We start from the raw sequence: 24,016 nt of genomic DNA, 5'->3' as shown, positions 1-24,016 counted from the left end.
GATACAGCCGTCAATTATAACAACCTGGCGGGAGTGTATGCGAGGCAGGGAGAGTATGAGAAAGCGGAGGAGCTGTATAAAAAGGCGCTAGCGATACGTGAGAGAGTGCTTGGCGGGGGCCATCCAGATACAGCTACCAGTTATAACAACCTGGCGGGAGTGTATAAGAACCAGGGAGAGTATGAGAAAGCGGAGGAACTGTACGAAAAGGCGCTAGCGATACGTGAGAGAGTGCTTGGCGAGGGCCATCCAGATACAGCCGTCAATTATAACAACCTGGCGGGAGTGTATGCGAGGCAGGGAGAGTATGAGAAAGCGGAGGAGCTGTACAAAAAGGCGCTTGGGATATGTGAGAGGATATTGGGAAAAGAACATCCACACACAAAGATTGTCAGAGAAAATATGAGAAGTGTGTATTATAAATGGAATCCAGAAGGAGACTTTGAAAAGTGGATCAAAGAAAAAGCGAAAGAATAGCACAAGTAGAAGGCAGATAGTTACCTGGACGATATAAAAGGGGTTGTCGGAAAATAGATTGTCCTGAACCGGGGAGGCAATGGCCCATTTCAACTACTGTCTCCCCTGAACTTTTTTACAAAAGAAAAAGACGGTTGACAATAACCGTAAGCAAAACACTTACAACCCGAACATGCCAATACAGCTAATGTATGCGGCGAAGCTGTATGATAAATACATACACCAGAAGAAACTTAACATTTATGGGAAGAAGCCTGTGAGCCTTCCCGTCCCCAGGCTGGTGGTGTTCTACTATAACGGCCCGGAAGGGGAGGACGATCAGCTCTTAAAGATGAGCGATGCGTTTAACCAGGAAGGAGATACCGGAAAAGCGGACATTGAGGCCAGGATCCGGATGATCAATGTAAACTACGGGAAAAACGGGGGCTGATGGCTGCCTGCAGACCGTTAAAGGAGTACGCATGGCGGTGGAAAAGATCCGGGAGAACAAGGCATCCCTTGGCATTGAGGGAGCCATAGACGAGGCGATAAACAGCATACCGGTGAATTTCGAGATACGGCAGTTCCTGATCGGGCACAGCGACCAGACACGTATTTATGCAAAGGGGGCATGCATGCGAAGGCGGCAGCCGTGAGGCGCCAGGAGGAGCCTTCAGGTAAGTAATCCGGGCAAGTAAGGAAAGAGAAAAGGCGGGTGGGAGGCCATCCGTTTTTCTTTTAAATGGCTTCCGGGTTTTCCGGCAGTCTGTGGGGTGTTCCCCGGGAACACCCCTGCACAAACCATATTGTTTGTCCGGAAGGTCTTGGGTATAACGTTAGCGCAAATGGAAGCAAATCCTTTTCCGGCAATCGATACAAATTGCTGTATCCCTGTTCCAATCCGGTTAATTTGTCCTCTCCCTGGCAGGAATCAACAGCAGGTTGTGTTTTATTAAATTGCATAACAACACTCCGCTTGTAAATGTTTATATAAACACGCCTATTAGAACCCAATTATATAGACACATCCATACAGAGAGCTATATTTTGGCGGGCTATTGTTTAAACTATAGGCAAAAGGAGAGGGAAGGCATGAAATATATCCACATGAGATTAGAGGAATTGTTAAATGAACACAAGCTTTCTAAGAAAAAGGTATGTTCTGCATTGGATATTGAACGGACAAATTTTAACCGATATTACAGAGATGAATTTCAAAGGATTGACGCCAATTTCCTTCTGAAATTGTGTGAATTTTTCGATTGTGAAGTTAGGGATTTATTTGAGATCAGAGACAGTGAAACTCCCCAATGATAAAAGGCATAATATCAGGGGGTATTGGCAGAAAGCGCCTTTTTCTTTCCTTTAAACGGGAATGTGCTGTAATTTAATATAAGCAAACGGATTCCAGGAGCAGGGAGCGTAGGATTATGCAGATATTGCGGAATAAGAGATACGGGTTGCAGGATATCTATGCTCTGCCGGACGGCAGGAGGGATGAATTGCTGGATGGACAGTTATGCATGATGGCGTCCCCGACAACAACGCGTCAGCGGATATTAAACTTTGTTTCAATAGAGATTTATCTTTATTTGAGGAATAATAAGGGAGAATGCGAAGTATATCCGGCCCCATTTGCAGCATTCCCTGATGCAGATGCAGAAAAATACTTAAATGACGCCCGATTCCCTGATTGTTCATGTGAAATATCATATCGTTTCCATATCAGAACCAGGCGGAGAGGAGATTCCGCCCGGGTTCTCCCGACAGGGGAAAACGCCTGTGCATTTTGCTGCACAGGCATTTTTTCTGCCTGTATCTGCACAGTTTTTGTGCCGCCCTCTTATGTCTGGCCGGATGCCGGCCCATGAGCGGAATTATCCTCCTGGCTGGATGCCGGCCCGTGGTTAGAGTAGTGATCTTCCATTTCCCCGTTGCTGGCCGCCTGCTCTATATATCCGCTGCGCACCGTCCCTGTCAGGATGCCGTCAGTCCCGGCCCTGCGCCCGTCGGGGATTTCTTGGTTTACCGCCATCCGGCCGTCCGGCCCCATATAATAGCTGTCATTCCCCCAGCGGACTGCCCTGTCTGTCACCATGTAGCCGTCGGAACCGAAGAAATACCAGTCCCCGTTGAGTTCCGCCCAGTCATACTGCAGGTAGGAGCCGTCCTCGTTCTGATACCACCATCCGGTACTGTCCTGTTTCCATCCAGTGTTTTTGCAGATGACTTCCACTGAGCCCGGGCCGTCGCCTGAGGCGCCGTCCAGTTTCCGGGTTTCAGTTTCCACGCCGTATGCCTCAGAATACGCCTCAGCCATTTCCTTAGTGACGCTAAAGGATCCGGCATCCGCATGCCCTGCCTGGTATCCGCTCCGGGAAAGCGGGCAGACCTTTAAGCTATAGGAGCCTTTCCTGAGCATGACTGGCTTAAAATCATAGCTGGTTCCGCCAGTGTAGTATGCCTTGCTGCCGCCGCTGTCCCTGGAAAGGATAAGCTTATACCGGACAGCATTGTACGCGGGATCCCAGGATGCGGTCCCATCCTCGTGCCAGACTGCCTGTTCAGCAGGGCTGCAGACATCTTCCAACTGGGTGAGCTGGAACGTCAGCCGCAGGGTCGTTCCGTTATCAAGCCTGGAAGCTTTTACATACCTGGCGCCTGCGCCGTTCAATTTTACCTGATCCGCTTTTGTCAGTTGGAAGGCGTACCCGTCTTCAGCGGAGAGCTCAATAACGTAGTTCTCCTCCGCCGCGGTCTTTGCTTTCTCTGCATTTCCCTCCTCTTCGCTGCCATCATCCGCGTATGCGGACTCCAGGTCGGCGCTCCCGCAGGAATAGTGTGCGGATGATGGCGTCTCCGCCGTGATCTCCGGATATCCGTACTCATCGTATCCTTCGATTGTAAAATCCACAGATACCCGGCTGATCTTTTCCGCTGCGAAAACGTATCCTGGCGTCATGGCTGCTGTGCCGGCTGCGGCCAGCATGGCCGCCATAATTGTTGTTGTTTTGTGTCTCATGTGTTTGTGGGGGATCTTAAATCCCCTCCTCCTTTCTTTTTCTCTGATAACAGTATGGAGGATGTGGGAGAAAACCAGGCCATTTTCCGGATTTGCATGCAGGGATATTGCCAATATGTCTGCAGGCATGAAAACTGTCTTTGGGCGTGGCAGTAACCAATATGGATGAAGTGGGAAGCCCATTGAATTTCGACAAGATGTAGTCCATCTGCTTACTATTGGCCTGGGAAACAGCGTAAGAGGATACCTCATACGGCGTTGGATAAAATTTATGTCAAATTTTGGTGGAAAATTATGTGTTATTGTGGCATAATTGAAAGATACCATAAGAAGCACCGATGACAGTATAGTATTACTAAATTATTAATGTGATGCTGCACTGGCCGGGAATTACCGGATGAGGAAAAAGTATGAGGAAAACAAAAGGACACCGGGACTATGAAATAAGCGGACCCCTGCAGGGAACATATGGGGGAGAAGGATGCGCAGAAAGGGAGCGCCTGGAGCCGGAAGGATATGGCGGGCGGCATGACGATGAATGGGAGCATGATGAAGACTACGATGAGGAATATGATGAAGAATATGATGAAGAATATGATGAAGAACCGGGAAAGTACGGCAGCGGCTTAAAAGAGTACATGGAAGGCAGGCGACGCCAGGAGGGGAAACGGGTCGGGGGAGCCATGGACAGCACATTCTTCCTGAATGGGACAGGGAATGTTCCGGGGCGGGCGGATGCAGCCCAGATCCACGATAACTTCAGGAAATATGTGGCAGATGTCCAAAGCGGCAATGAAGCCGCCAGACAGGCGGCCAGGGAGGGGGCCTGCCGCGACCTGGAATTTTTCATCATGAACATCATTACCCGTAAATTTAGCACGTACGTCGGGAATGACCGCAGCTTTTACGAAGATCTGATGCAGGCGGGGAGGATGGGGATCATCATGGCCCTCCCGAAATACGATCCGGACAGGTCCATGCCGACCACCTATTTCTTCAACGCCATCCGGCATGAGATGGTTCTGCAGGCCAACCTCATGAAGCATGGCGCCAGGACCCATACGTCAGCTACCAGGAGGAAGATCGAGGAGGTGGACAGGATGTTCGAGAAGTATGGGAGGAGGCCTGCCCTGCATGACTATATGTACAGCATTGATTGCCCATTTGGCCGCATCATGGATGGGCTTGCAGAAATGAAAGCGGGGAATACCGGGGCGGGCGTTGATACCCAGGAAACGGGGCCGCTGGCAGACAGTCTTTCCCCCATGCGCAGCCCGGAGGAAAGCGCCATCAGCAACATGAACTATAGCAAAATCATCCAGGTGGCCCGTGAACTGGAGCCCAGGGAGGAGATCATCCAATGTTTCCTTGAGCTGAGCGACAGCAGAATAAAGACCTCGGAGCTGTCCAAAAAATATGGACTCAGCCCGTCTGAGATCACAGAAGGCGTCAGCAACTTAAAGAACCTTCTGCGGTATAACCCGGATATCAGGAAGATGTACCCGGAACTGTTCCGGATGGAGGGACATGGGCTTTCTGAACGGGTCGCGTACATGCCGGTTGAGGAAGGGAACATGGTAATGGATAATGCCATGGACTTCCTGGAAGCCCTGTCTGGAGGCTGGGAGGAGCCTGGCATTACCATGGGATGATGGTACAATGCGGGCCGCCGGTATCCGGCATCTTGAAAAAGCGTTTTAAGGGGGGACTAAAAAATATGGAAAAAACAGACCTGTGTTACCTGTATGATTCGGCGTACAGCAAAAGCGGCAGTACGATCCTGCACGAGGTGGGAAGGGATGTGCTGTCCAACAGGGATATCGGCTATCTGTGCCGGTATGCGTGCGAATATTACCTGCGCTGGGGGCCGGAAGAAGCCATACAAAAGCTGTCTGATCCGGTCTTGAGGATGATGAAGCTGGATAACCTGGTGGAGGGGATGAGGCTCCCGCCGGAGATCTCGCCGCCGGAAAAGAGAATTTACCTTTATACTCTGATGTACTCGGAGTATTTAGGGAAGATTCCGAAGGCATTTTTTGTGACAGCGATTTACCAGTCCGTGCTAATGGGGCGGCGGAAGGAAATCCCTCACGGCTTCTTTTCCGGCGGGTACGGGGCGGAGCAGAACGCGAGGATCTGCCTGATGTACGCGCTCCAGGTATTTGCGGGCTGCCGCACATCGGGGGAGTGCGTCCGGTTCATGGAGTCCAGGCAGGCAGTCCCGTTTTTGAGGGAAACAAAGCTGTACAATATCATGAAGCGGAGGTACCGGTCGCCGGGCGCGTATGTTAATGACGCGCTCGCGCTGGTTGGAATGCTTGATCAGGACAGTCTCTGCACGGGCTACAGGGAGAGGTTCGTATCCCCTAAAAGTAGAGACGGTACATCCCGTGCAGGGATACAGGCCAGGGAGAATGCGAGCGTCCTGCCGGAGAAGATGGCAGGGGCCGGCTACTCCAGGGAGGAGCCTTCTGAGATTATGAAAAAGAGGGGGAGTTCTGCTGGAACAGCGGTCTTTAGACATTCAGGAATGCAGTAAACCTTATCATGTTATCTATGATAGCGGTGTTGGTATGCCTTTTATAAAGGAGATGTGGATTTATAAAGGGGAATACCAGGGTGTATTTTTCAAACGCCGGGCTGTGGGATCTGATGGATGGACTTTACCATTTAAATGGGCCGGGGCTATGTATTCCTGCCAGGGGGGCTGACATATAGCACGGCCATGCAAAAATAAGGAACCGGTGTGCCACTGTAGCCTTTGCCGTCTCTTTTTCTGTCTTCTCCGGCCATGGCCTGCCCAATCAGAAGCCCTGAAAGATGTCATTATAGGAGCATTTGAATATTTTTCTGAGTGCCGCCAGCTCGCTTACACGGATATTATAATCACCAGTCTCGATATGGGCATAGAAATCCCTTGCCATATCAATTCCTTCTGTTTGCAGTCTGGCGGAAACCTGTTCCTGGGTGAGGCCAGCCTGCTTCCGCAGCCGGCGGAGGTTGGTTCCTATACAATAATCCTGTTTTATCTTCTGGCCCATATATACCCTCCATCAGTTAAAAAATGTGGAAAACCACATATCCTGTCCTGATTATATAGAAGATATGATGTACAATTGTGTGGTATTACACACAAGAAAACGGTGTGGGTGCAGATGTTCCGCCAATTCGCTTATAACACGGCCCATGACATCCTTGACAGGGGCTGTGACATGGAAAGCCCTTGTCAGAATCCCTGGAAAATATCATCATACGAACACCGATAGATTTTCCTGAGCGTTGCCAGCTCACTTACACGGATATTATAATTGCCGGTTTCGATGTGGGCATAGAAATCCCTTGTCATGTCAATCCCTTCCACCTGAAGTTTGGCGGCGGCCTGTTCCTGGGTGAGGCCAGCCTGCTTCCGCAACCGGCGGAGGTTGGCCCCTATACAATAATCCTGCTTTATTTTCTGATTCATCTATCTTCCCCCATCAATGGAAATGTGTGTTAATCCACACTTTTTACTTGATTATATGTGTGTGGAGATGTATAATTATGTGGTATAACACACATGAAGAGTTATCTTATAGATAGACTTGATGAACCGGATGTTTTCCATCACAATACGGCAATATACGGAGACGGAACAGATGTTTTATAATACGCCTGCGCAGGACAGAGACAGGAGTTACCATTGCCTGTCCTATAATACAAGGCATGCATCTGTCCCGTACTCTCCCCGGCCGATGATAAGATACATAGATGGGAATATTCTGCCTGCGGTGAACGGCATGAACAGGACGTGAACGTGGCCGTCAATGTCAAACACGGAGGAGAGCCGGCTGTACCTGCTCCCACGTGAGGCCAAAAACGGGACATAATGAAACGCATACTGGGAAAGCTGCCCTTTGGGTATGATAATAATCAATATGTGTGAAGCAGGAGGCCCATTAGCTTTAGGCAATGGGCAGTCCACAAAATAGATTTTGATGTACTCCCGGAATCTCACCACACCTGCCTTTGCGGCTGATTTTCCGCCAGACGTACCCAAATTTAATCAACGTACGCTCCGCGTACGCCTCATAAATTTGTGCGCATCTAAAATCATCTCGCAAAATCAGACGCGGTGAGATTCCGAGAGTACATTTTGTCAAAAGGGAGGAAGACAGAATGGTCGTGGATATATTGTGTGGACTGATGTTTTTCTATATGGCCGTGGGAATGGCCTGGAGAATTATCTGTTTGTTTCGGAAGAAAGGAAGCTGTAAGTTCAGACGCTGCCCATTTCGGCGGGACTATACCAACACCTCATGTGTATATGCCCCGCCAGAAGGATGCACCAAATGTCCGCCAACAGAAGAGGAAAGGGCTATATATGAACATTCGATTTATGGAATTGTTGAGTCTATGGCCAAAAATAAGAATTATAATTATGACAAAACGTTTTTTCCGCGGTAAATGCAGATGGCGCGTAGGTGGAAAACGGGGCTGTGCAGACACAGGCTTCTTCCAACCCAGCAGGCTCCGGTTGCGGCTTCCGGGCAGACGGGAGCGGCGGGGTGGAACCATGATGGTATCGGTTAAACTCTCTATTTGGCATGATATTATTCTTTTATTTTTTTTGGATACATTTACATTTATGTAAGGTATAATTTATGTGGAGATTTATGACCTTGATGAAGTGAAAGCAGAAAGGCTGACGAAAAAGTATGGTTCTATTGATTGATGCCAACATTATTCTGGATATACTTTAAATCGGCCCGAATTTGTTAAAGACTCAGTTTTGCTTTGGAAGATTTGTGAGACGGAGAGAGCGAAAGGTTATGTGTCTGCGTTGTCATTTGCAAACCTCATCTACATCATGCGGAAGCAATTCGATCCTGGGAAAATCAGAGGCGTTTACCAAAAGCTGAGCCTGATTTTCGAGTTCACGGATTTCAGTGTATCAGATTGGACACATACCACTGAACTGAACGGGAAAGATTTTGAAGATGCTGTCCAGAGTGTTACTGCTGAGCGTATTCATGCCGACTATATTATCACAAGGAATGTTCGAGATTTCTCACAGAGCAGGGTGATGGCGTTTACACCATCTGAGTTGCTGGCGAGAATTTGACAGGGATACCGTTAAGTATGTGTGAGAATTCAACTACATAGGTAGAACGCAAAGCATTTTTTTTTCGGATACACCTGCTTATCATTCTGGATAAGGTTAAGCAAAGCTACAATATCCTCTTTCAGATGTTGGGCCAGGGTAGCACAGGATGGAGTTCCGGAAGTTTTTGTAAGCTCGTAGGTATGCCCCCTCTCCAGATCGGCCAAATGGTTGCTGATTTTGTTCAGTTCGATACGGTAGCGCTTTGATATATCCACGATGCTCCTCCTATTCTTCAGCGACTGTAGAAACTGGTCTAACAGAAAAATCGACCAATAAATCACAATTTATGCAGTCCAGCACTCTTTTTAAATCTGCGAAAGAAAGCTGTTTTTTGTTAAAGAGATTTTGAAGCGCTTGAGGTGATATTCCCATTTGTTTGGCTATGTCTCGCTGGCTGCATTTTGTATCAAGGAGCAGTTTTTTTAGTTCAGTTACTAATTGTTCATTGCTGTTATATATCATGCTGTAGCCTCCTTGCAAAAGTTCATCTAAAGGATAAACTAAAACCATGAAAAAGTCAATCATTATTAAATATAAGTAAGCAGAAAAAGTAAAATAATATATTAAAAAAATTCATTAATAGGGTTGGCAAGTACGCTAAAATAGTTTATACTAAAATTGCAGAATTGATTTCTGGAAATGCAATCTGGGGATGATATTTCCTTTTTGCATTTTTTCTTCCCTTATCTCAATATCCGAAAATAATTATGTTGGAAAATATGTATTTATATGGTATAATTATTTGAGGAAGAATTTTTTCCATCTGCTGATGCTTTCTGAACAGGCTGAGGAAAAACTTCCACCAAAGAAGGCAGGCTGCTTGGGAAGGCGGCATCCTATTGCCCATCAAAAAATTAAAATTTTTGTTTGGAAAATTTCGGGTTATTGCCTATAATATTGTCAGGGCAAGGAGACAGCCCATCCCTGGTGGCCTCCCCTGACAAAAAAACAGACAAAAATAAAAGTTTTTGTTGGAAAATCGGGTTTATGCCCTATAATGGTATCATAAACAAAGAAAATTAAGCAGGAGGGTTATGTTATGAGAAAGCAGGATCTTTTTAAAAGAGCAGCAGTATTGGCACTGGCAGGCGCCCTGGCGATGGGAAACGCAATGACTTCATTTGCCGCAGGCTGGCAATGGCTTGACGAGAACAATGACGGGATAGCGGAGTGTTATTATTTTGACGAGGGCGGCCATAAGCTCACAGGCACGACGACCCCGGACGGCTATACGGTAAATGCGGACGGCGCATGGGTGGAAAATGGAACTGTGCAGACACAGGCTTCTTCCAGCCCGGCAGGCTCCGGTGTGGCCTCCGGCCAGACAGGGGCGGCAGGCTGGTACCATGATGGGACTGGGTGGAGGTATCGGAGGTTCACTGGTAATGATGCGAGTGCCATTTGGGTGTGGAGTGACCGCAACAATGATGGGACGTCGGAGCTCTATTACTTCCAGTATGGCTACCAGGATGGGAAGTTTGGAGGCTATTTGCTGACGAACGGCGTTTCTCCGGAAGGCTACACGGTTAATGAGGAGGGTGCACGGATGGTAAATGGGGTAGTGCTGACGCAGCCTGCAGCCCCAGTTTACGCACCTGAGAATACGTACAATGCCCAAGGGGTTAGCAACATTGCGCTGGAGATGGTAGAAAATACCAGGGAAGAAAACGCCAAATTCGGGGAAATGGAAGTATTTGGAGAAGACTCGGCAAGAATACAGATCATATATGCTAATGGCTTTAGAATGTCATATGGCACATCGAATGTGGCAGATAAATCGATATCGGTGTCAGGTAGATTCAATGATAAACTCCTGTTCCAATATTATGACAGCAGTTTAAAATCTGCTGAGAAAATAGCAGATTATCTGCATAGCAAAGGTTTTAAAGGCGGATATGGCGGAACCTATGCAAATGGAGGCGTATGTTGGGTAGGTTTAGATGATGGACATTCAATGATATGGGGAGACAACGGAAATGTTTCTCTTAGTGCAGATTACAGGAATTACATCCAGAAATAATCAAACCATTCAAGTAGCAGACGCAGTGGCAAATATGTTTTGCCCTGCGTCTTTTCTTGGGTTCCAGAAGTCAGGCGGATAAAATACAAAAATTTTTCGATTTTCACCCTAAAAACGGTTTCCATGCTCCATACTTAGAAAAAATAAGTCAGGAGGTTTATTTATGGGAACAATCCAATTGTTTTTCCGCCGAAAAAAAAGCACAATGGCATTTCTTCTGGCAGGGGCTATCGCAGTAACGTCCTTCTTGCCGAAAATTGTCAACGCTTTTAATCTGAATGCTGGATACTATACATACCCAGAATCAGCAAGCACCTGGGGGGACAATTCAGAGGCTATGAATTGTAATAATGAACGTCACGATGGCAATTATATACAGACCGGCCTTGCCTTCAACTGTGCGCTCTATACTTTCGATAAACAGTTCCTGCCGCCCGATGCGGCGGCCAGTATTGGGAATCGCGGATGGCCCTTAGGCGGCCAGTTTTACCTGCAGGCCCGGCCCGGCTATGAAAATAAGGAATACGCCATGTTTAACGGGCGGCATACCTACTGTACCGGAACACATGAGTCTGCAAAGCCTATCGCTACCGGCGCGCAGGCATTTGGACATAAAAAAGAAGGGATATTTCGTTTGCCAGGCAATCTGTTCCCTCCCGCAGCCACAGGGCTCGTAGAGAAAATCAATCCACAATTCAATTTTCTGATGTTGGCACTTGCTTGTTATTATCCAGGGGAATATCAGGTTCCTGAGAATGTAGAATGGAACTATGACGATCCCTGGACAGCCATGGGGATGGCCAGCCAGCTCATTGCATGGATGGCCACGGACGCGGACAAGCCCGGGTTTGCCGGCGCCCCCCAGGGCGCGGATGCCGCCGCCGTGAATGCGGCCTTCCTTCAGGATCTGGATTATTTCCGCTCTGAATGGTATTATACAAAATCCCTCCCGACAGTGACGTCGCTGGACGAGACCGTCCACCGCAACCTGTATGACCCACCGGATGCAGGGAGCGGGGCCGCAAAGGCGGGCATGACGACCAAACTGGACGGATATTTTTACGACATCTGGTGGGCCGCCTATTTCACAAGCCTCCTGGAACCGGACTGGGACAAGGGGATCACAAAGGCCAAGGCCGTTGAGGAGCAGAAGGACGGGGAATACCACGCGTACCTGGATCTCTTCGTCAACGACTCGGCGGGTCTCTACCTGTCCGGCATTTCGTTTGAGCCCTATGGCGACTGGGAATACCTCGGCATTGACGGGGAGAGCGGGAAGCAGCATTTCAAATCCGCCAGCGGAGAGCTGGATGAAAGCGGCTCCATCGGGAAGCTTTACTGGCCGAAGGGCACGCTGGGATCCTTCATGCCCGTGGACATGACGAAGGCCAAGCTTTATACGTTCGACACATACAACCGATATGCGGAACAGCCGGATTTTGGCAGGACCCAGACCCAGTTCGCCTCATGGTGCGACGGGGACCTGAACATTTTCGTGACGATCGGGGATGACAGTGGCAGCAGTGGGGAAAGCAGTGTAAAGTGCGAGCGGTTTGAGCATACAGAGCAGTTCACCGCCACCTATAATGTAAGCCTCTTAAAATACGATTCCGAGACCGGCAAGCCCCTGGCGGGCTCCCACTGGGACATCCTGGAGAAATTTGACAATACCCAGCTTGGGAACACAGACCTCGACCGGACGCCGGACGCCCCAGGGACATATGAAACCGGACTGGGAAATCTCAACCAGACGGAATGGGGAAACGACGAAATCAGCTCCAACTACTCCGGCAGCCTGGGCGTCACACAGTCTGATACCAACAAATACAACTGGGGCAATGACGGTGGCCCCCAGTTTGAGGAGTGGGACGACCCGTACCGCGATCCCTGCAAGCGGGACGACAATATAACAGGGGAAGACGGCCTTCTCTATGAGATCGACTCCGCAGGGGAGATCACAGAGGATCCGGCCCACACGGATACCAAAGGCTATACGTACCATAAAGGGTACTGTACCGGCCACCCGGCCCCAGAGATCGAGTACCTTGAATGCGAGTGTGAGGAGGAATGCGACTGTGAGGAAATGAACCAGCAGCTGCATGATGAGGCGTGGGCCGCATGGTATGAGGAGGTAAAAAAGTGCGAAAAGCTTGTGGAGGAGGGAGGCTTCTTCCACTGCACCGAGCCCGGGGACGCCGCGAAGGAAGCGATGGAGGCGGACCGCGACCAGTTCTATAAGGACTTCATTTCCCTGACATACGAATACAGCGCAAGTGAAATCCAGGCAGCAAAAGGCTACATCCTCCACGGGCTCCACACGGATGACATCCCGGTTGAGTGGCGGACGGTCACATCCAGCGAGTATAAGGATACCGGGGAGGCACAGAACCTAAACCATACGGGAGGCGGCGCCCCGGGGACGGATCCGGATGATGGGGAAGAGCCCGGCGGGGATGATGGGGAAGAGGAGCCCAGCAGGGCATACCGCAGCACACCCGCCATCAAACGGACCCGGGCTGCCCTGCCCAGAAGGCAGGGGGCGGGAGAAGGGATCCTTGCGGCCCCTGTGGGAAACGCCGGGGCAGCCCAGGACGGGAATCCGGACAGCGCTCCGGAAACCGAAAGCACGGATGGATCTTTACATGAAACAGACACCTTGGATGAAGACGGAAGCAATGACGAAACCAGCGGTACAACCACGGCCAAAAACCAGGATCAGGGCGGAGAAGAAACGATGCCTGGGGCGGATATCATAGTTACAGCCCAGGGTAAAAAGGTACGGGGAACCGGCATCATTCCAGAAGCCGGAAACCCTGACGAAACTGAAGATTCGGCCAAAGCGGAAGAGGCTGAAACCAGCACTGCAGATGAACCCCTCGCCGCAGATGAACCCCACATCGCCGGTGAAACCGGCAGCCAGATCAGAATGGAAAGCGTAGCTGCTGATAATACAGAGTTTACAGAACATGCCGGGAATACAGATAAAGGCGGATCCGGAAGCGGGGCAGGCGATGGCAATGGCCACACAGAAAAAAATGGCATTCCCGGCTGGTTGCCCAACCTCCTGCCAGACGGGAAAAAAAAGCCCGCAGGCCAGGAAGCAGAAGAGGCATTGAATGATGAAGAACAGGGCCTGTACCAGGACTATGATCTGTTCCCGGAAGACGGGATCTGGTACGCTCCTGCAACCAGTTCTGACGCAGACCAGAGAGCGCCTGCTGAACGGGTAGGTACAGGATATGCCGGTGGGGGGCGCAGGGCTTCCGCCATTTCCGGCGATGACGATGGGGGAGAAGGCGCAGGCGGAAGCTATTTGCGCAATTCGACAACCTTCTTAGAATCCAAAGCAGGACAGGTTGCCCGGCCGGATGGCGCATTGACAGACTGGACGTTTGTGGTTTACGACCACCGGACAGAGGGCGAGATCCATTTCAACAAGCGCGACTTCGACCTGGCCGACGACGGGGACACACTGTTTGACGCCTACGCGCAGGAGAACGGCGACGGGACGCTGGAAGGCGCGGTCTACGGCCTGTTCGCCGCCCAGGACATCATCCACCCGGATACAGACGGGGACGGGGAGGGGGATACCGGCGTGGTATTCCAAAAAAATGACCTGGTTGCCGTTGCCACGACAGACCGCAACGGGGACGGGTCGTTTATGGCAATCACGGAAGCCCCGGGCTCTGTTTACAACTACGAAACCGGCAGTATTGAGCATACAGGCTGGCATGGGGAAGCGCCGGGGAACCTCCATATGGCAAGGGAGGCATCGGCAGCAAAAGAGCAGGACATGGAGCGTTTCGCCGGCCACAACCCGGACGGCTCCAAAATCACAGCCGGGGACGGGGCGGATCTCCCGGAAACCCGGGAGGGAGACAGCACGGTCCACTACAAAAAATCCACAAACCAGGGGTATGATTCCGGTATGCTGGGGCACAACCGCGTCACCAACAATAAGACCGATACCTGGCAGGAGGGGGAAACCACAGGGCATTACCCGGTATCCAATAATGAGGAAAACAACGGGAACGGCTGGATCGGCCGGCCGCTCATCCTGGGGAAGGATGGGAGCTCCTATTATATTAAGGAACTTTCCCGGTCAGAAGGATACGAGCTTTCCGTATACGGCAAAGACAGCGCCCTCATCACGAACCGGGAAGCATTTAAAGCCGGCGGGGAGGATTTCCCCACAGGAACGGCGGTATCCACCGCCCTTTCCTATGACCGCGGGGACGGTGGGACGACCACCTTTATGATTACCAGCAAAGGGACTGAAAACGGGTACATTGTAAAAGCGTCAGACATCCCGGAAGGGGCTGTATTCAACATCACCTCCGTGGAATCCGTATGGGACGACAGCGTGACGCACCCGGAGACCGTGCAAACAAAGGAGCCGGTGTACGCTGAAGAAGGAGAGCTGGTTGTGATCGGGAACCGCACTTGGGAAACCGGGATTGGCGACACCGTGGAATACAACGGCCGGACTTTTACCGTCAACAACGTAAAAACCGTTTCCTATGGGAAACAGAAAGCGGCCCCGGATAATTCCATGCGGATCGAAAACGCAAACCTTAACACTTCCCAGATCGCGGCCGGCGGCGATGTGATAAACGACGTAAACCGGATGTTCTTAAAGAGCGGGTTCCGGAAGGCGACGGACGGGGCCCCCTGGGCTTCTGTTGAAATAGAAGCATTCACCGCGGAGGCGGTAGCAGAAGCCGTAAACGCGCAGTTGTTCACAGACAGCTTCTACCAGGCCTTCAACGCCATGCAGATGGCAGGGGCCTACGAATCCGGCGGGAAGCTGTACGCAGCCATCGCCTACTGCTGCAGGGACGCCAAACCAAATGAGTCCCTGTACAACGAAGCCAATGACAGTATTTATGTAAAAACAGCAATCACCTACCGGACCGGCCCCGGGGATGAGACGGAAGGGTTTGTTTACCGGGTTTACCCGGCCTCCCAGTGCGATTCCGTCGTGCGCAGCGAAACCGGCTTTGTGACTTCCGCCATCGTGCCGAATGAGACGGCGCACGGCAAACCGGAATACGCAGGATCCCGCCTGGAAGACCAGGTGGAGTTCCGGCCCAGGGAAGACAAAACCTTTTGGGCCTATGCAGCGGGGGAGCCGCTTTTGCAGGCGGACGGCACAGATGCCGTGAGGATTGTCTCCACCGTTGTGGACAAATCCCCCACGCTGGTACAGAACATAACCAATACAGAGATTGCCTGTGATTCCTACCAGGAAACCCGGAAAGGGGCGGGGACCTACACATTCGCCATCAGCCAGGAAATGCTGGACGCCCTGGAGGACGGGACCATACAGTTCAGGATCACGTATAAGGATAAAATCATGGACATAGACGGGACAAAATACACAGCAGGCCAGTATGCGGCAGAACACGGCGCCATTGGGATTACCTTCCCCATTGGCAGCGCGGATTCCTATATTGAGCCGGTATTCCTGATGTACCCCGGGGACAGGGAAATCGCACAGGACGGCGGGACTGCAGGGGAGCCAGTGAGGGTATTCGAGCGCCCCATCCGCCAGAAAGTGCGGGTTGAAAAGGACATCCAGATCCTGCCAGAAACGAAGGTTGTATGGTACTGCCTAAACTGCGGGTATGAAAACCCGGACGGGGAGACAGCCTGCGGCTTCTGCGGCAGGGCCAGATCCACGGAGGAGACAAAGCATATCAGCTACGCCCATGACACTTATGCGGCCTTCCATTCGGACAACATCTCCGCAGAACGGGACGGCGGCTGGTATGAGACAGCGAAGGACTGGCTGGGCAGCCTTTTAAAAGGGGATTCCCCGGAAGAGGAGCCGGAGAGCATTGGCAATTTCCGCTTCAAGGCGTACTTAAAATCCAACCTGGAGCGCCTGTACCGGGACGAGGACGGCCATGTCGTCTGGATGGACCGCAACGGGAATACCATGACGCCCCGGTACAAGGACACAAACGGGGACGGCAACTACGACACATTCACCTGGGAGTACGACAGCGCCTACGGTGGGAAAACCGTGGACTTCCCGGAGAAAGACAAGGTTTCCGAAGAAGGGACCCTTTCCTCATCCAATGTCCAGAAAATATACACGGACGTGGAACACCGGACAGAGTCCATGACCACCTCGGCCAGGGCAAACAACCTGTGGGACACCTATGCGGATCCCCAGCAGGGGAACAGGGAAAACGCCGGGGAGATTGGGGGCTACACCACCTCCGAACGGGAAGTAAGGGCTGAAGGCGACGCGGTAGTGACCAACGCCTCCCTTTACAGCTATGACGGCGTCGCCACGGACCGGGACCGACATGACCATCTGGAGGATGAGCAGAACCATGGATATGCCAGGCTGCTGGAAACGCGACGCTGCCAGACCGGGGATGGCGCGGAGCTGATAAACCACGAGGAGTACAACTACGAGAAGTTCTTCGACGCCATCCAGGCGGCTAACACCGACATCTGGGACGACGACATGCGCTCCACCTTTACCGGGGACGCCATGTCCAATTACCCGGGCCAGCACTGGTTTGAAACCTTTTATGAGAAATACCAGAAGGACGACGCCGACCCCGGCCACACCCAGGAGAACACCGACGGGGCGGACCAGGACAATACAGCCGGCGGCGACCGGGACACCTCCTTCAAGCCGTTCCGGTGGATCCGGGAGCATGTGTTCGGGGACCGCCCCGGGTATGAGAAATATCAGGCGATGCGCCTGGGGGAGAACACGGAGACCGCGGCCAACACCTCTGATTTCGCCAGGGCCAATGCCCAGGCGTCCGACGCGGTGCGGCAGTTCGCTGTGAAATGGTACCTGGAGGACGAGGCGGCCAAGCTGATGATGGACAACGGGATGGGTGAGAACATCGCCAAGCCGGACGGGAAGATCGGGTACGACGAGGCGGTCTATGACCTGGCGCTCTTCGCGGCCGTCGCCAAAGCGTACAATTATTTAAGGCCGTTTTACTACTATGACCTGGACACCATCTACAGCGTGGAATGGGACAGCGCCGCCGGGGGCGGGGCCGATAAGGATTACACGACCCTCTCCGCGGATGAGAGGCTGGACGGCCGGTACTACAACATCTCCGCCTACCTGCCCTACGGCGTATACGTCATTGTGGAGCAGACGCCCCAGAGGCGGGACGGGGAGGTCAATGACTGGAAGAACCGCAGCTTTGGGACCGGGAAGCCGAAAGAGGTCACTGTGCCGTCGGTCTATGACGGGCCGGGGAGCAATGACACCACGGATAACTATGATCCCCATTACACTTTCGACGCAGGCATGCCTTTAACCGGGCAGGCCAAATCCTCCGGCTACCTGATCCGGTTCGGGGAGGAGGACAGCGATAACACCCCCAACCAGGACAGCCGGGAATTTGTCATCCGCGCCCACGGCTGCCACGGGGACTTTGAGGTGTACAAATATGGGCTGGACATTGACCGCCTGCAGGCGTCCGTCGCGGCCCCTAACGGGGATTACCATTACGGCGGCTGGGATACCGCCCAGGAAATCCACGACCCATTGAAAGACTATTACGGGCTGGATCACCGGGGCGGGGAAGGCGCCGTGGAGATACAGAAGGAGAACGGGGGCAATGACGCCAGCCGCTACCACGGCTCAGGCCCGGACGTGACAGAAAATGGGAACGGGGCGGCCACAGCCAACGGGAGCAGCTATGACGGGGAGGCATTAAGGAAGCGTTACTTCTACGCCTCCATAGCAGAGGATGACGGGATCGCCGGCCAGGTGCTCTTTAAGGCCAGGGCGGTGGATGGGAATAACGCCCCCGGCATGTCCTGGCATGACGGGGTGAAGTCCACGACCGGGGAGCTGACCGCCTATGACGGGAAATATTCCGCGGCGCTGGCGCCCTGGACCATGACGGCCCCGGCGGACAGCCATGCTTACAACGCACAGGAATTTTCCGGTTACGCGGACGTAAACCAGAGGAACCATTTCTATACGGCCATGCTTCGGATCAACAAGACGGATTCCGAGACCGGGGAGTACATCGTCCATGACGACGCCATCTTCGGCCTGTACGCAGCCTCCCGCTATAACACCTTTGCGGAGATCGAGGGGGACGCAAAGCTGATTGGGGATCCGGACGAGAGGGCCAGGTTCCTGATGCAGTTCAGGCCAGGGGATGCGAAGTTCTACCTGCAGGATACGGAGATCATGGGAAGCAGGGAGTTTTTGGAAGCCATGAAGGCCCGGGACATCACGCCCTTTAAACGGAGGACAGCCCTGAATGAGTCCATGGAGGATCCGGGGCATCTCTACAGCGGCATCGTGCCAAGGGGCACGCCAGTCTGCATTGAGTCCGGGCGTGTCAGCCTGTATGACGGCCAGGGCGGGAGGACCGGCCAGATGACGGTATGGACTACCCGGGCGGATGTAGAGATGGCTGACCCCGGGACACAGGGCAGCCTGGAGTACGGCGGGCAGAACGTGGGATACTTTAAAACGAGCCAGCCCATCGGGGCGGGCGTGTACGTCCTTGCGGAGTTAAAGCCGCCGCTGGGGTATGTGAGGAGCAAGCCGGTGGCCATTGAGGTATACAGTGACCAGACAACGTATTATGCGGACGGTGACATGTATGCGAAGGTGGCAGCCGTGAGGTACCAGGAGGGGCTTCCAGATGAGTAATCCGTACAAGTAAGTAAGATAGCCAGGAGGGCAGGAAAAGGCGGGTGGCAGCCATCAATCCCGGGGTGGGATGGGGGAGGCCACCCGCCTTTTTTCTTTGGAACAGTTTCTGAGCCAAATGATGAAAACCAGTGACAATTCGGGAACAGTAAAAAATTTTCTTTTGGAGGTATCAGGTTATGGGAATCGCATGGAAGTACCTGGATAAGAAGTCAGCGGCGGCAGACGCGGTGAAGGATTACGGCAGCATGAAGTTCATCATTAAACACACGGATGATGAGATAAAGGTGGCATATGAAAAAATGGGAGGGATCAGCAGCCCGCAGTTTGACGGGATGCCCCACGCGCACAACCCACATGCCGCAGAGGACAGGATGGCGGAGGGCATGGATGAGATCAGCGTCCTGCGGGAGCGGTACCGGCAGGCAATGGAATACATGGCGTGGTTCGTCCCTGCATGAGAGGAGCTTTCGGAGGATGACCGCTATGTGCTGGATGCGTTCTACAGTGAGGACAACGATTACGGCAGCAGCGCGGCGGAGGACGTGGCGGACTGCTTCGGGAATGAGCGGGCGTCCGCATACCAGAGGAAGAACCGGGCCCTGGCAAAGCTGACCACCCTGCTGCTCGGGAAACCATAATGTTCACTTTGTGAGATGATTTATCCGTTTCGGCGTGGTATGCTGATAAGGTGAAAAAATATCAAGAGGGCCTTCGCGGGAGCATTGGAATTTTGCGGGGGCTTTCTTTATGCCGCAAGGAGGTGAGGGCAATGCCAAGGAAACTGAAGAGGCCGTGTTCCTTCCCCGGCTGTCCCCGTCTGACGGAGAGCCGGTTCTGTGAGGAGCATAGGAAACAGGAGAACCGCCGCTACGAGAAGTACGACCGGTGGCAGAAAAAATAACAGGCAGGAAAACCCGCAAAGATGGAATTACCTGCCTGTGCCTTATTTTTTGAAAAGATCTGCGTGTGAACCGGTATCGATTAAGGTCAGCGTTAAAATATCATTTTCGATGAGATAGATTAACAGCCAGTCCGGTTTGATATGGCATTCCCGAAAACCCGCAAGGTTTCCGGTCAGTCCATGGTCGCAGTACCGTTCTTCGAGCTGCCTGCCCTGACGCAGCAGGTCAACGACCTGGTTCAGCAAAGAGATATCCAGCCCACGTTTTTTCATGAGCTTATAAGCCTTTTTGTAGGCTGTGGTAAATTTAACCTGGTACATCAATCGTCAAGAGCCGCTTTTAAATCTTCCATATTGGAATATCCTTTGACGTCAGGATCGCGGGAAATACGGCGGGCTTCTGCCATGGCATCAAGGGTTTTCTGGCTGTATGCCGGCGCCTCCACAGCAAAAGGAAGCCCGCCGCGAAGGACGCATTGATGCAGGAATATATTTACTGCACTGGACATATCCAGTCCGAGCCGGCTGAAAAGAGCTGAAGCTTCTTGTTTTATGTTGGCATCGATTCGAATCTGAGTTGGGGTTGTTGCCATTTGACTACCTCCTTTTTTTCTTTATTATAGATGATATGGTTTACAATGTCAATCAAAATAAAAAATGATGGGAGGGGAGGTAGAAATCTCTGAAACCAATCAGCTGGGGAACAGGCGTGGGGCGTCACGCACAAAAACCGGAAATCAAAGGGGGATTGCCCCGTGAATATTGTTAGATATAAAAAGGTCAAAATATTTCATGTTTTATTAAGAAATGCGAGGCGGATGAAACCAGATAGGGCCAAATATACAAAATTTTTTTAAATATCGAACGAATTTTAAACTATTTTTTCTTATTTCGCATGATTTTATTGATTGAACTACTAAAATCGCATATAATATAAATCATTCAAATAAAAGGAGGATTGTCTCGTTGCTGCCTGTGCCCAATCAATACATTGCGATTCTATTGCCACCCGAAACAAAAGAGATTTTGAAGGCTTTGGTATTCCTGCGTTTACCCCATCTGAAATCCTTTTGCAGCCCATATAACACGCGTATCATGGAAAATTTAAAATTTTCTTATCACGTACGCCCCCTGACAACAGCCAAAATATTTAAAAATGGGGGATACGACACAGGATTTCCCTGAGTATTTGAATTAGCATTTATACACATCGCGGGAGTGTAGATTTCATGAATATTGAAGCATATAATCTGGATTCGCTCCGGAAATTAGTACGGAGCCTTCAGGATGAAAACAAAAGACTGAAAGAGCAACTGGACAAAGCCAATATTCCATATGATACGGAAAATGTATTTGCGGAAAAAATAGAAAACCTTCAAGAATACGATCCGGATCAGGGCGGACGCATTTTGAGTCAATATATCACCAAAGATCTGGCAAACCGATACTTTTCCATGTTCTGGGGCAGGACCGATGTATATGCCAGGAGAGGAGCGAAGGGCGGATATTTTCCGCAGTGTAATAACCGCTGGAATGACAGTCTTTGCCCCAAAAATCGGGGCGGGAAACAGAGCTGTGAGACATGTGGGAATAAGGACTGGACAAAGCTTACACCGGAGAAAATCATAAGCCATTTGCTTGGGATGAAAAAAGATGGATCCGATGTGTTAGGAGTGTATCCCCTTCTTGAAGATGGCGCATGCCGGTTTATCGTATTCGATTTTGATAATCATGAAAAAGGCGCGGAACAGACAGATTTCGCGAATACGGATGAAGAGTGGCATGATGAGGTGGATGCCCTCAGGATGATGTGCGAGATTAATGGTATTAAACCATTGGTGGAGCGCTCCCGGTCGGGGAGAGGCGCCCATGTGTGGATTTTCTTTAAGAAACCTGTATCTGCGTCATTGGCAAGAAATTTTGGATTTTTATTGTTGGATAAAGGCTCCGCTTCCATCAATTTAAAGTCCTTCCATTATTATGACCGGATGTATCCTTCCCAGGACGTGACAAGCGGTATCGGAAATCTAATCGCGCTGCCGCTGCAGGGAAGGGCGCTCAAAGACGGTAATAGTGCATTTGTGGATAAAAACTGGAATGCCTATCCGGACCAATGGGATATTTTGTTAAATCAGACAGAGAAGCTTGGAACCGATGACATAGAGCGTCTTATGGCAAAATGGCAGGGAGAACTGGCACAGGCAGCGGGTATACCTGCTGCTGTGACAATGCAGAACAGGCCAAAGCCATGGAAGAAAAAAGACGGTTTTGTAAAAACCGATGTTGTGGGGAAAATGCACATTGTACTGGGCGATGGGATATATGTTGATACCCTGAATCTGATGCCCAGTCTTCAGAACCAGATCAGGAGCATGGCGGCTTTTGATAATCCTGTCTTTTATAAAAATAAACGGTTAGGCTATTCCAACTATAATAATTTCAGCGCTGTGTATATGGGAAAGGACGTGGATGGCTACATCGCCATTCCCCGGGGCTTAAGAGATCATCTGGTTTTGTCCGCAAAAGAGGCGGGGATCGAAGTAGAGACAGAAGATCAGAGAGAAAAGGGAAGGCCAATCCGGGTATCCTTTCGGGGAGACTTGAAGACACAGCAGGATTTGGCAGCGCGCAGACTTCTTGAGCATGACCATGGCGTTTTAAGCGCGGCTACTGCATTCGGCAAAACAGTGGTGTGCAGCTATCTCATAGCGGAAAGAAAAGTAAATACACTGATCCTGCTGCAAAGTAAGGCTTTGCTGGAACAATGGGCAGAAGAACTGAATAAATTCCTGGATATAGATGAAGAACCGCCTTTTTATAAAACGAAAACGGGGCGTGAGAAACGAAGAGACAGTGTGATAGGGATCCTGCATGGAAGCAAAAATACTCTCACAGGCATTATTGATGTGGCTATGGTTGGATCAATGTATGGCAAAGGGATATTCAATAAACAGATCAACTCCTATGGAATGGTGATTATGGATGAATGCCATCACGCAGGTTCTGCGACTGCAGCCCAGGTTCTGCAAAAAGTAAATGCCAGATATGTTTATGGGGTAACGGCAACGCCAAAGCGGGGCGATAATCTGGAGAAGATCATCCACATGCTGCTGGGGCCGATCCGACACAGCTATAACGCAAAAGAACGGGCTATGGAGCAGGGAATCGGCCATTATGTATATCCGAGATATACAAGGGTGATGGATACAAGAGAGAACAGGAAGGATATCAATGCCGCTTATGCATTGATTGGTAAGAGCGCGGTAAGGAATGATATGATTCTTGAAGATACCAGGGCTTGTGTCAGGGATGGAAGGACCCCGGTTATCTTGACCAGATATAAAGAACAGGCGAAATATTTGTATGAGAATTTACAGGAAGACGCAGATCATGTGTTTCTCTTTTATGGGGATAACAGTGATAAAGAAAACGTGGCGATAAGACAATGCCTCAAAGAGGTTTCAAAAGGCGAGAGCCTGATTTTGGTGGCAACAGGGCAGAAGATTGGCGAGGGATTCGATTATCCAAGGCTTGACACCCTTATGCTGGCTGCCCCGGTATCATTTGAGGGAAGGCTGGAGCAGTATATCGGCAGGCTGAACCGGGATTATGAGGGAAAGAAGGAAGTGGTTGTCTATGACTATATTGATTCCCATATCCAGGTTTTTGGCAGGATGTATGTAAAAAGACTCCGCACCTATAAGAAGACAGGATTTGAACTGATTACAAACGATGTTTTGGAAAAGCAGAGTGTGAACGCAATTTATGACAGCGGCAGCTATATGGATGTATTTGAACGGGACATCGTA

Annotated in this window: 20 protein-coding genes; 13 read left to right on the top strand and 7 right to left on the bottom strand. The window is 51.0% G+C overall.

Annotated features, from left to right (window positions below):
* The 4 genes from NFS31_RS23230 to NFS31_RS23215 all read left to right on the top strand — a co-directional run.
* The coding region (locus NFS31_RS23230; RefSeq protein WP_251500554.1) for a tetratricopeptide repeat protein at positions 1–477 on the top strand (477 nt) is incomplete at its 5' end.
* A 172-nt stretch (positions 478–649) separates the two neighbouring features.
* On the top strand, positions 650–907 hold the full coding sequence (locus NFS31_RS23225; RefSeq protein ID WP_251500552.1) for a hypothetical protein: 258 nt from the start codon (positions 650–652) through the stop codon (positions 905–907).
* 31 nt (positions 908–938) lie between these two features.
* Positions 939–1,112: a hypothetical protein gene (locus NFS31_RS23220; protein WP_251500549.1), complete on the top strand. Its 174-nt coding sequence runs from the start codon at positions 939–941 to the stop codon at positions 1,110–1,112.
* A gap of 436 nt (positions 1,113–1,548) precedes the next feature.
* Positions 1,549–1,770: a helix-turn-helix domain-containing protein gene (locus tag NFS31_RS23215; RefSeq protein WP_331482839.1), complete on the top strand. Its 222-nt coding sequence runs from the start codon at positions 1,549–1,551 to the stop codon at positions 1,768–1,770.
* Positions 1,771–2,299: 529 nt separating this feature from the next.
* Here NFS31_RS23215 and NFS31_RS23210 read toward each other — a convergent pair.
* The gene (locus NFS31_RS23210; protein ID WP_251500547.1) at positions 2,300–3,478 is read right to left on the bottom strand and encodes a hypothetical protein; all 1,179 of its coding nucleotides are present in this window, start codon (positions 3,476–3,478) and stop codon (positions 2,300–2,302) included.
* Between the two features lie 410 nt (positions 3,479–3,888).
* Here NFS31_RS23210 and NFS31_RS23205 point away from each other — a divergent pair, with 410 nt between their 5' ends.
* Together NFS31_RS23205 and NFS31_RS23200 are read left to right on the top strand one after the other, a co-directional pair.
* Positions 3,889–5,130 (top strand): sigma factor, encoded by a 1,242-nt coding sequence (locus NFS31_RS23205; protein ID WP_251500544.1) that lies wholly within the window; start codon positions 3,889–3,891, stop codon positions 5,128–5,130.
* Positions 5,131–5,195: 65 nt separating this feature from the next.
* Complete coding sequence (locus NFS31_RS23200) at positions 5,196–6,017, top strand: DUF4046 domain-containing protein (RefSeq protein ID WP_160306941.1); 822 nt, start codon at positions 5,196–5,198, stop codon at positions 6,015–6,017.
* Positions 6,018–6,282: 265 nt separating this feature from the next.
* Here the strand turns inward: NFS31_RS23200 and NFS31_RS23195 are convergent, their stop codons facing one another.
* Both NFS31_RS23195 and NFS31_RS23190 read right to left on the bottom strand, forming a co-directional pair.
* Entirely contained in the window at positions 6,283–6,519 is a 237-nt protein-coding gene (locus NFS31_RS23195; protein ID WP_160306940.1) for a helix-turn-helix transcriptional regulator, read from the bottom strand.
* 185 nt (positions 6,520–6,704) lie between these two features.
* A complete protein-coding gene (locus tag NFS31_RS23190; protein WP_160306939.1) occupies positions 6,705–6,941 on the bottom strand; it encodes a helix-turn-helix transcriptional regulator in 237 nt (78 codons plus the stop codon).
* A 1,305-nt stretch (positions 6,942–8,246) separates the two neighbouring features.
* On the opposite strand from NFS31_RS23190, the gene NFS31_RS28075 reads away from it, so the two are divergent.
* The gene (locus NFS31_RS28075; RefSeq protein WP_334303126.1) at positions 8,247–8,579 is read left to right on the top strand and encodes a type II toxin-antitoxin system VapC family toxin; all 333 of its coding nucleotides are present in this window, start codon (positions 8,247–8,249) and stop codon (positions 8,577–8,579) included.
* A gap of 29 nt (positions 8,580–8,608) precedes the next feature.
* Here the strand turns inward: NFS31_RS28075 and NFS31_RS23185 are convergent, their stop codons facing one another.
* The gene (locus NFS31_RS23185) at positions 8,609–8,836 is read right to left on the bottom strand and encodes a hypothetical protein (protein WP_251500541.1); all 228 of its coding nucleotides are present in this window, start codon (positions 8,834–8,836) and stop codon (positions 8,609–8,611) included.
* Positions 8,837–8,846: 10 nt separating this feature from the next.
* Positions 8,847–9,083: a helix-turn-helix domain-containing protein gene (locus NFS31_RS23180; RefSeq protein WP_251500538.1), complete on the bottom strand. Its 237-nt coding sequence runs from the start codon at positions 9,081–9,083 to the stop codon at positions 8,847–8,849.
* Between the two features lie 577 nt (positions 9,084–9,660).
* Between NFS31_RS23180 and NFS31_RS23175 the strand changes: the two genes are divergently transcribed.
* From NFS31_RS23175 to NFS31_RS23160, 5 genes are all read left to right on the top strand, one after another.
* Positions 9,661–10,641, top strand: a complete 981-nt coding sequence (locus tag NFS31_RS23175) for a hypothetical protein (protein ID WP_251500535.1) — start codon at positions 9,661–9,663, stop codon at positions 10,639–10,641.
* A 337-nt stretch (positions 10,642–10,978) separates the two neighbouring features.
* Positions 10,979–19,303, top strand: coding sequence for a zinc ribbon domain-containing protein (locus NFS31_RS23170; protein WP_251500532.1), 8,325 nt, complete (start codon positions 10,979–10,981; stop codon positions 19,301–19,303).
* Positions 19,304–19,482: 179 nt separating this feature from the next.
* The gene (locus NFS31_RS27220; protein WP_331482838.1) at positions 19,483–19,764 is read left to right on the top strand and encodes a hypothetical protein; all 282 of its coding nucleotides are present in this window, start codon (positions 19,483–19,485) and stop codon (positions 19,762–19,764) included.
* A 27-nt stretch (positions 19,765–19,791) separates the two neighbouring features.
* On the top strand, positions 19,792–19,944 hold the full coding sequence (locus tag NFS31_RS27215) for a hypothetical protein (RefSeq protein WP_331482837.1): 153 nt from the start codon (positions 19,792–19,794) through the stop codon (positions 19,942–19,944).
* A gap of 131 nt (positions 19,945–20,075) precedes the next feature.
* A complete protein-coding gene (locus tag NFS31_RS23160) occupies positions 20,076–20,207 on the top strand; it encodes a hypothetical protein (protein WP_331482836.1) in 132 nt (43 codons plus the stop codon).
* Positions 20,208–20,249: 42 nt separating this feature from the next.
* Here NFS31_RS23160 and NFS31_RS23155 read toward each other — a convergent pair whose 3' ends face one another.
* Positions 20,250–20,528 (bottom strand): type II toxin-antitoxin system YafQ family toxin, encoded by a 279-nt coding sequence (locus NFS31_RS23155; RefSeq protein WP_251500529.1) that lies wholly within the window; start codon positions 20,526–20,528, stop codon positions 20,250–20,252.
* Complete coding sequence (locus tag NFS31_RS23150) at positions 20,528–20,800, bottom strand: type II toxin-antitoxin system RelB/DinJ family antitoxin (RefSeq protein WP_251500527.1); 273 nt, start codon at positions 20,798–20,800, stop codon at positions 20,528–20,530. Before NFS31_RS23150 ends, NFS31_RS23155 begins: the two co-directional genes overlap by 1 nt.
* Positions 20,801–21,436: 636 nt before the next feature.
* Between NFS31_RS23150 and NFS31_RS23145 the strand changes: the two genes are divergently transcribed.
* Positions 21,437–24,016: DEAD/DEAH box helicase (locus tag NFS31_RS23145; RefSeq protein WP_251500524.1), on the top strand; the 2,580-nt coding region annotated here is incomplete at its 3' end.

The organism is Otoolea muris, assembly GCF_943193115.1.
GTDB classification, from domain to species: Bacteria; Bacillota; Clostridia; order Lachnospirales; family Lachnospiraceae; genus Otoolea; species Otoolea muris.
Note: the sequence above shows the minus strand (reverse complement) of the source record. Positions and strands in the feature narration are given on the sequence as shown.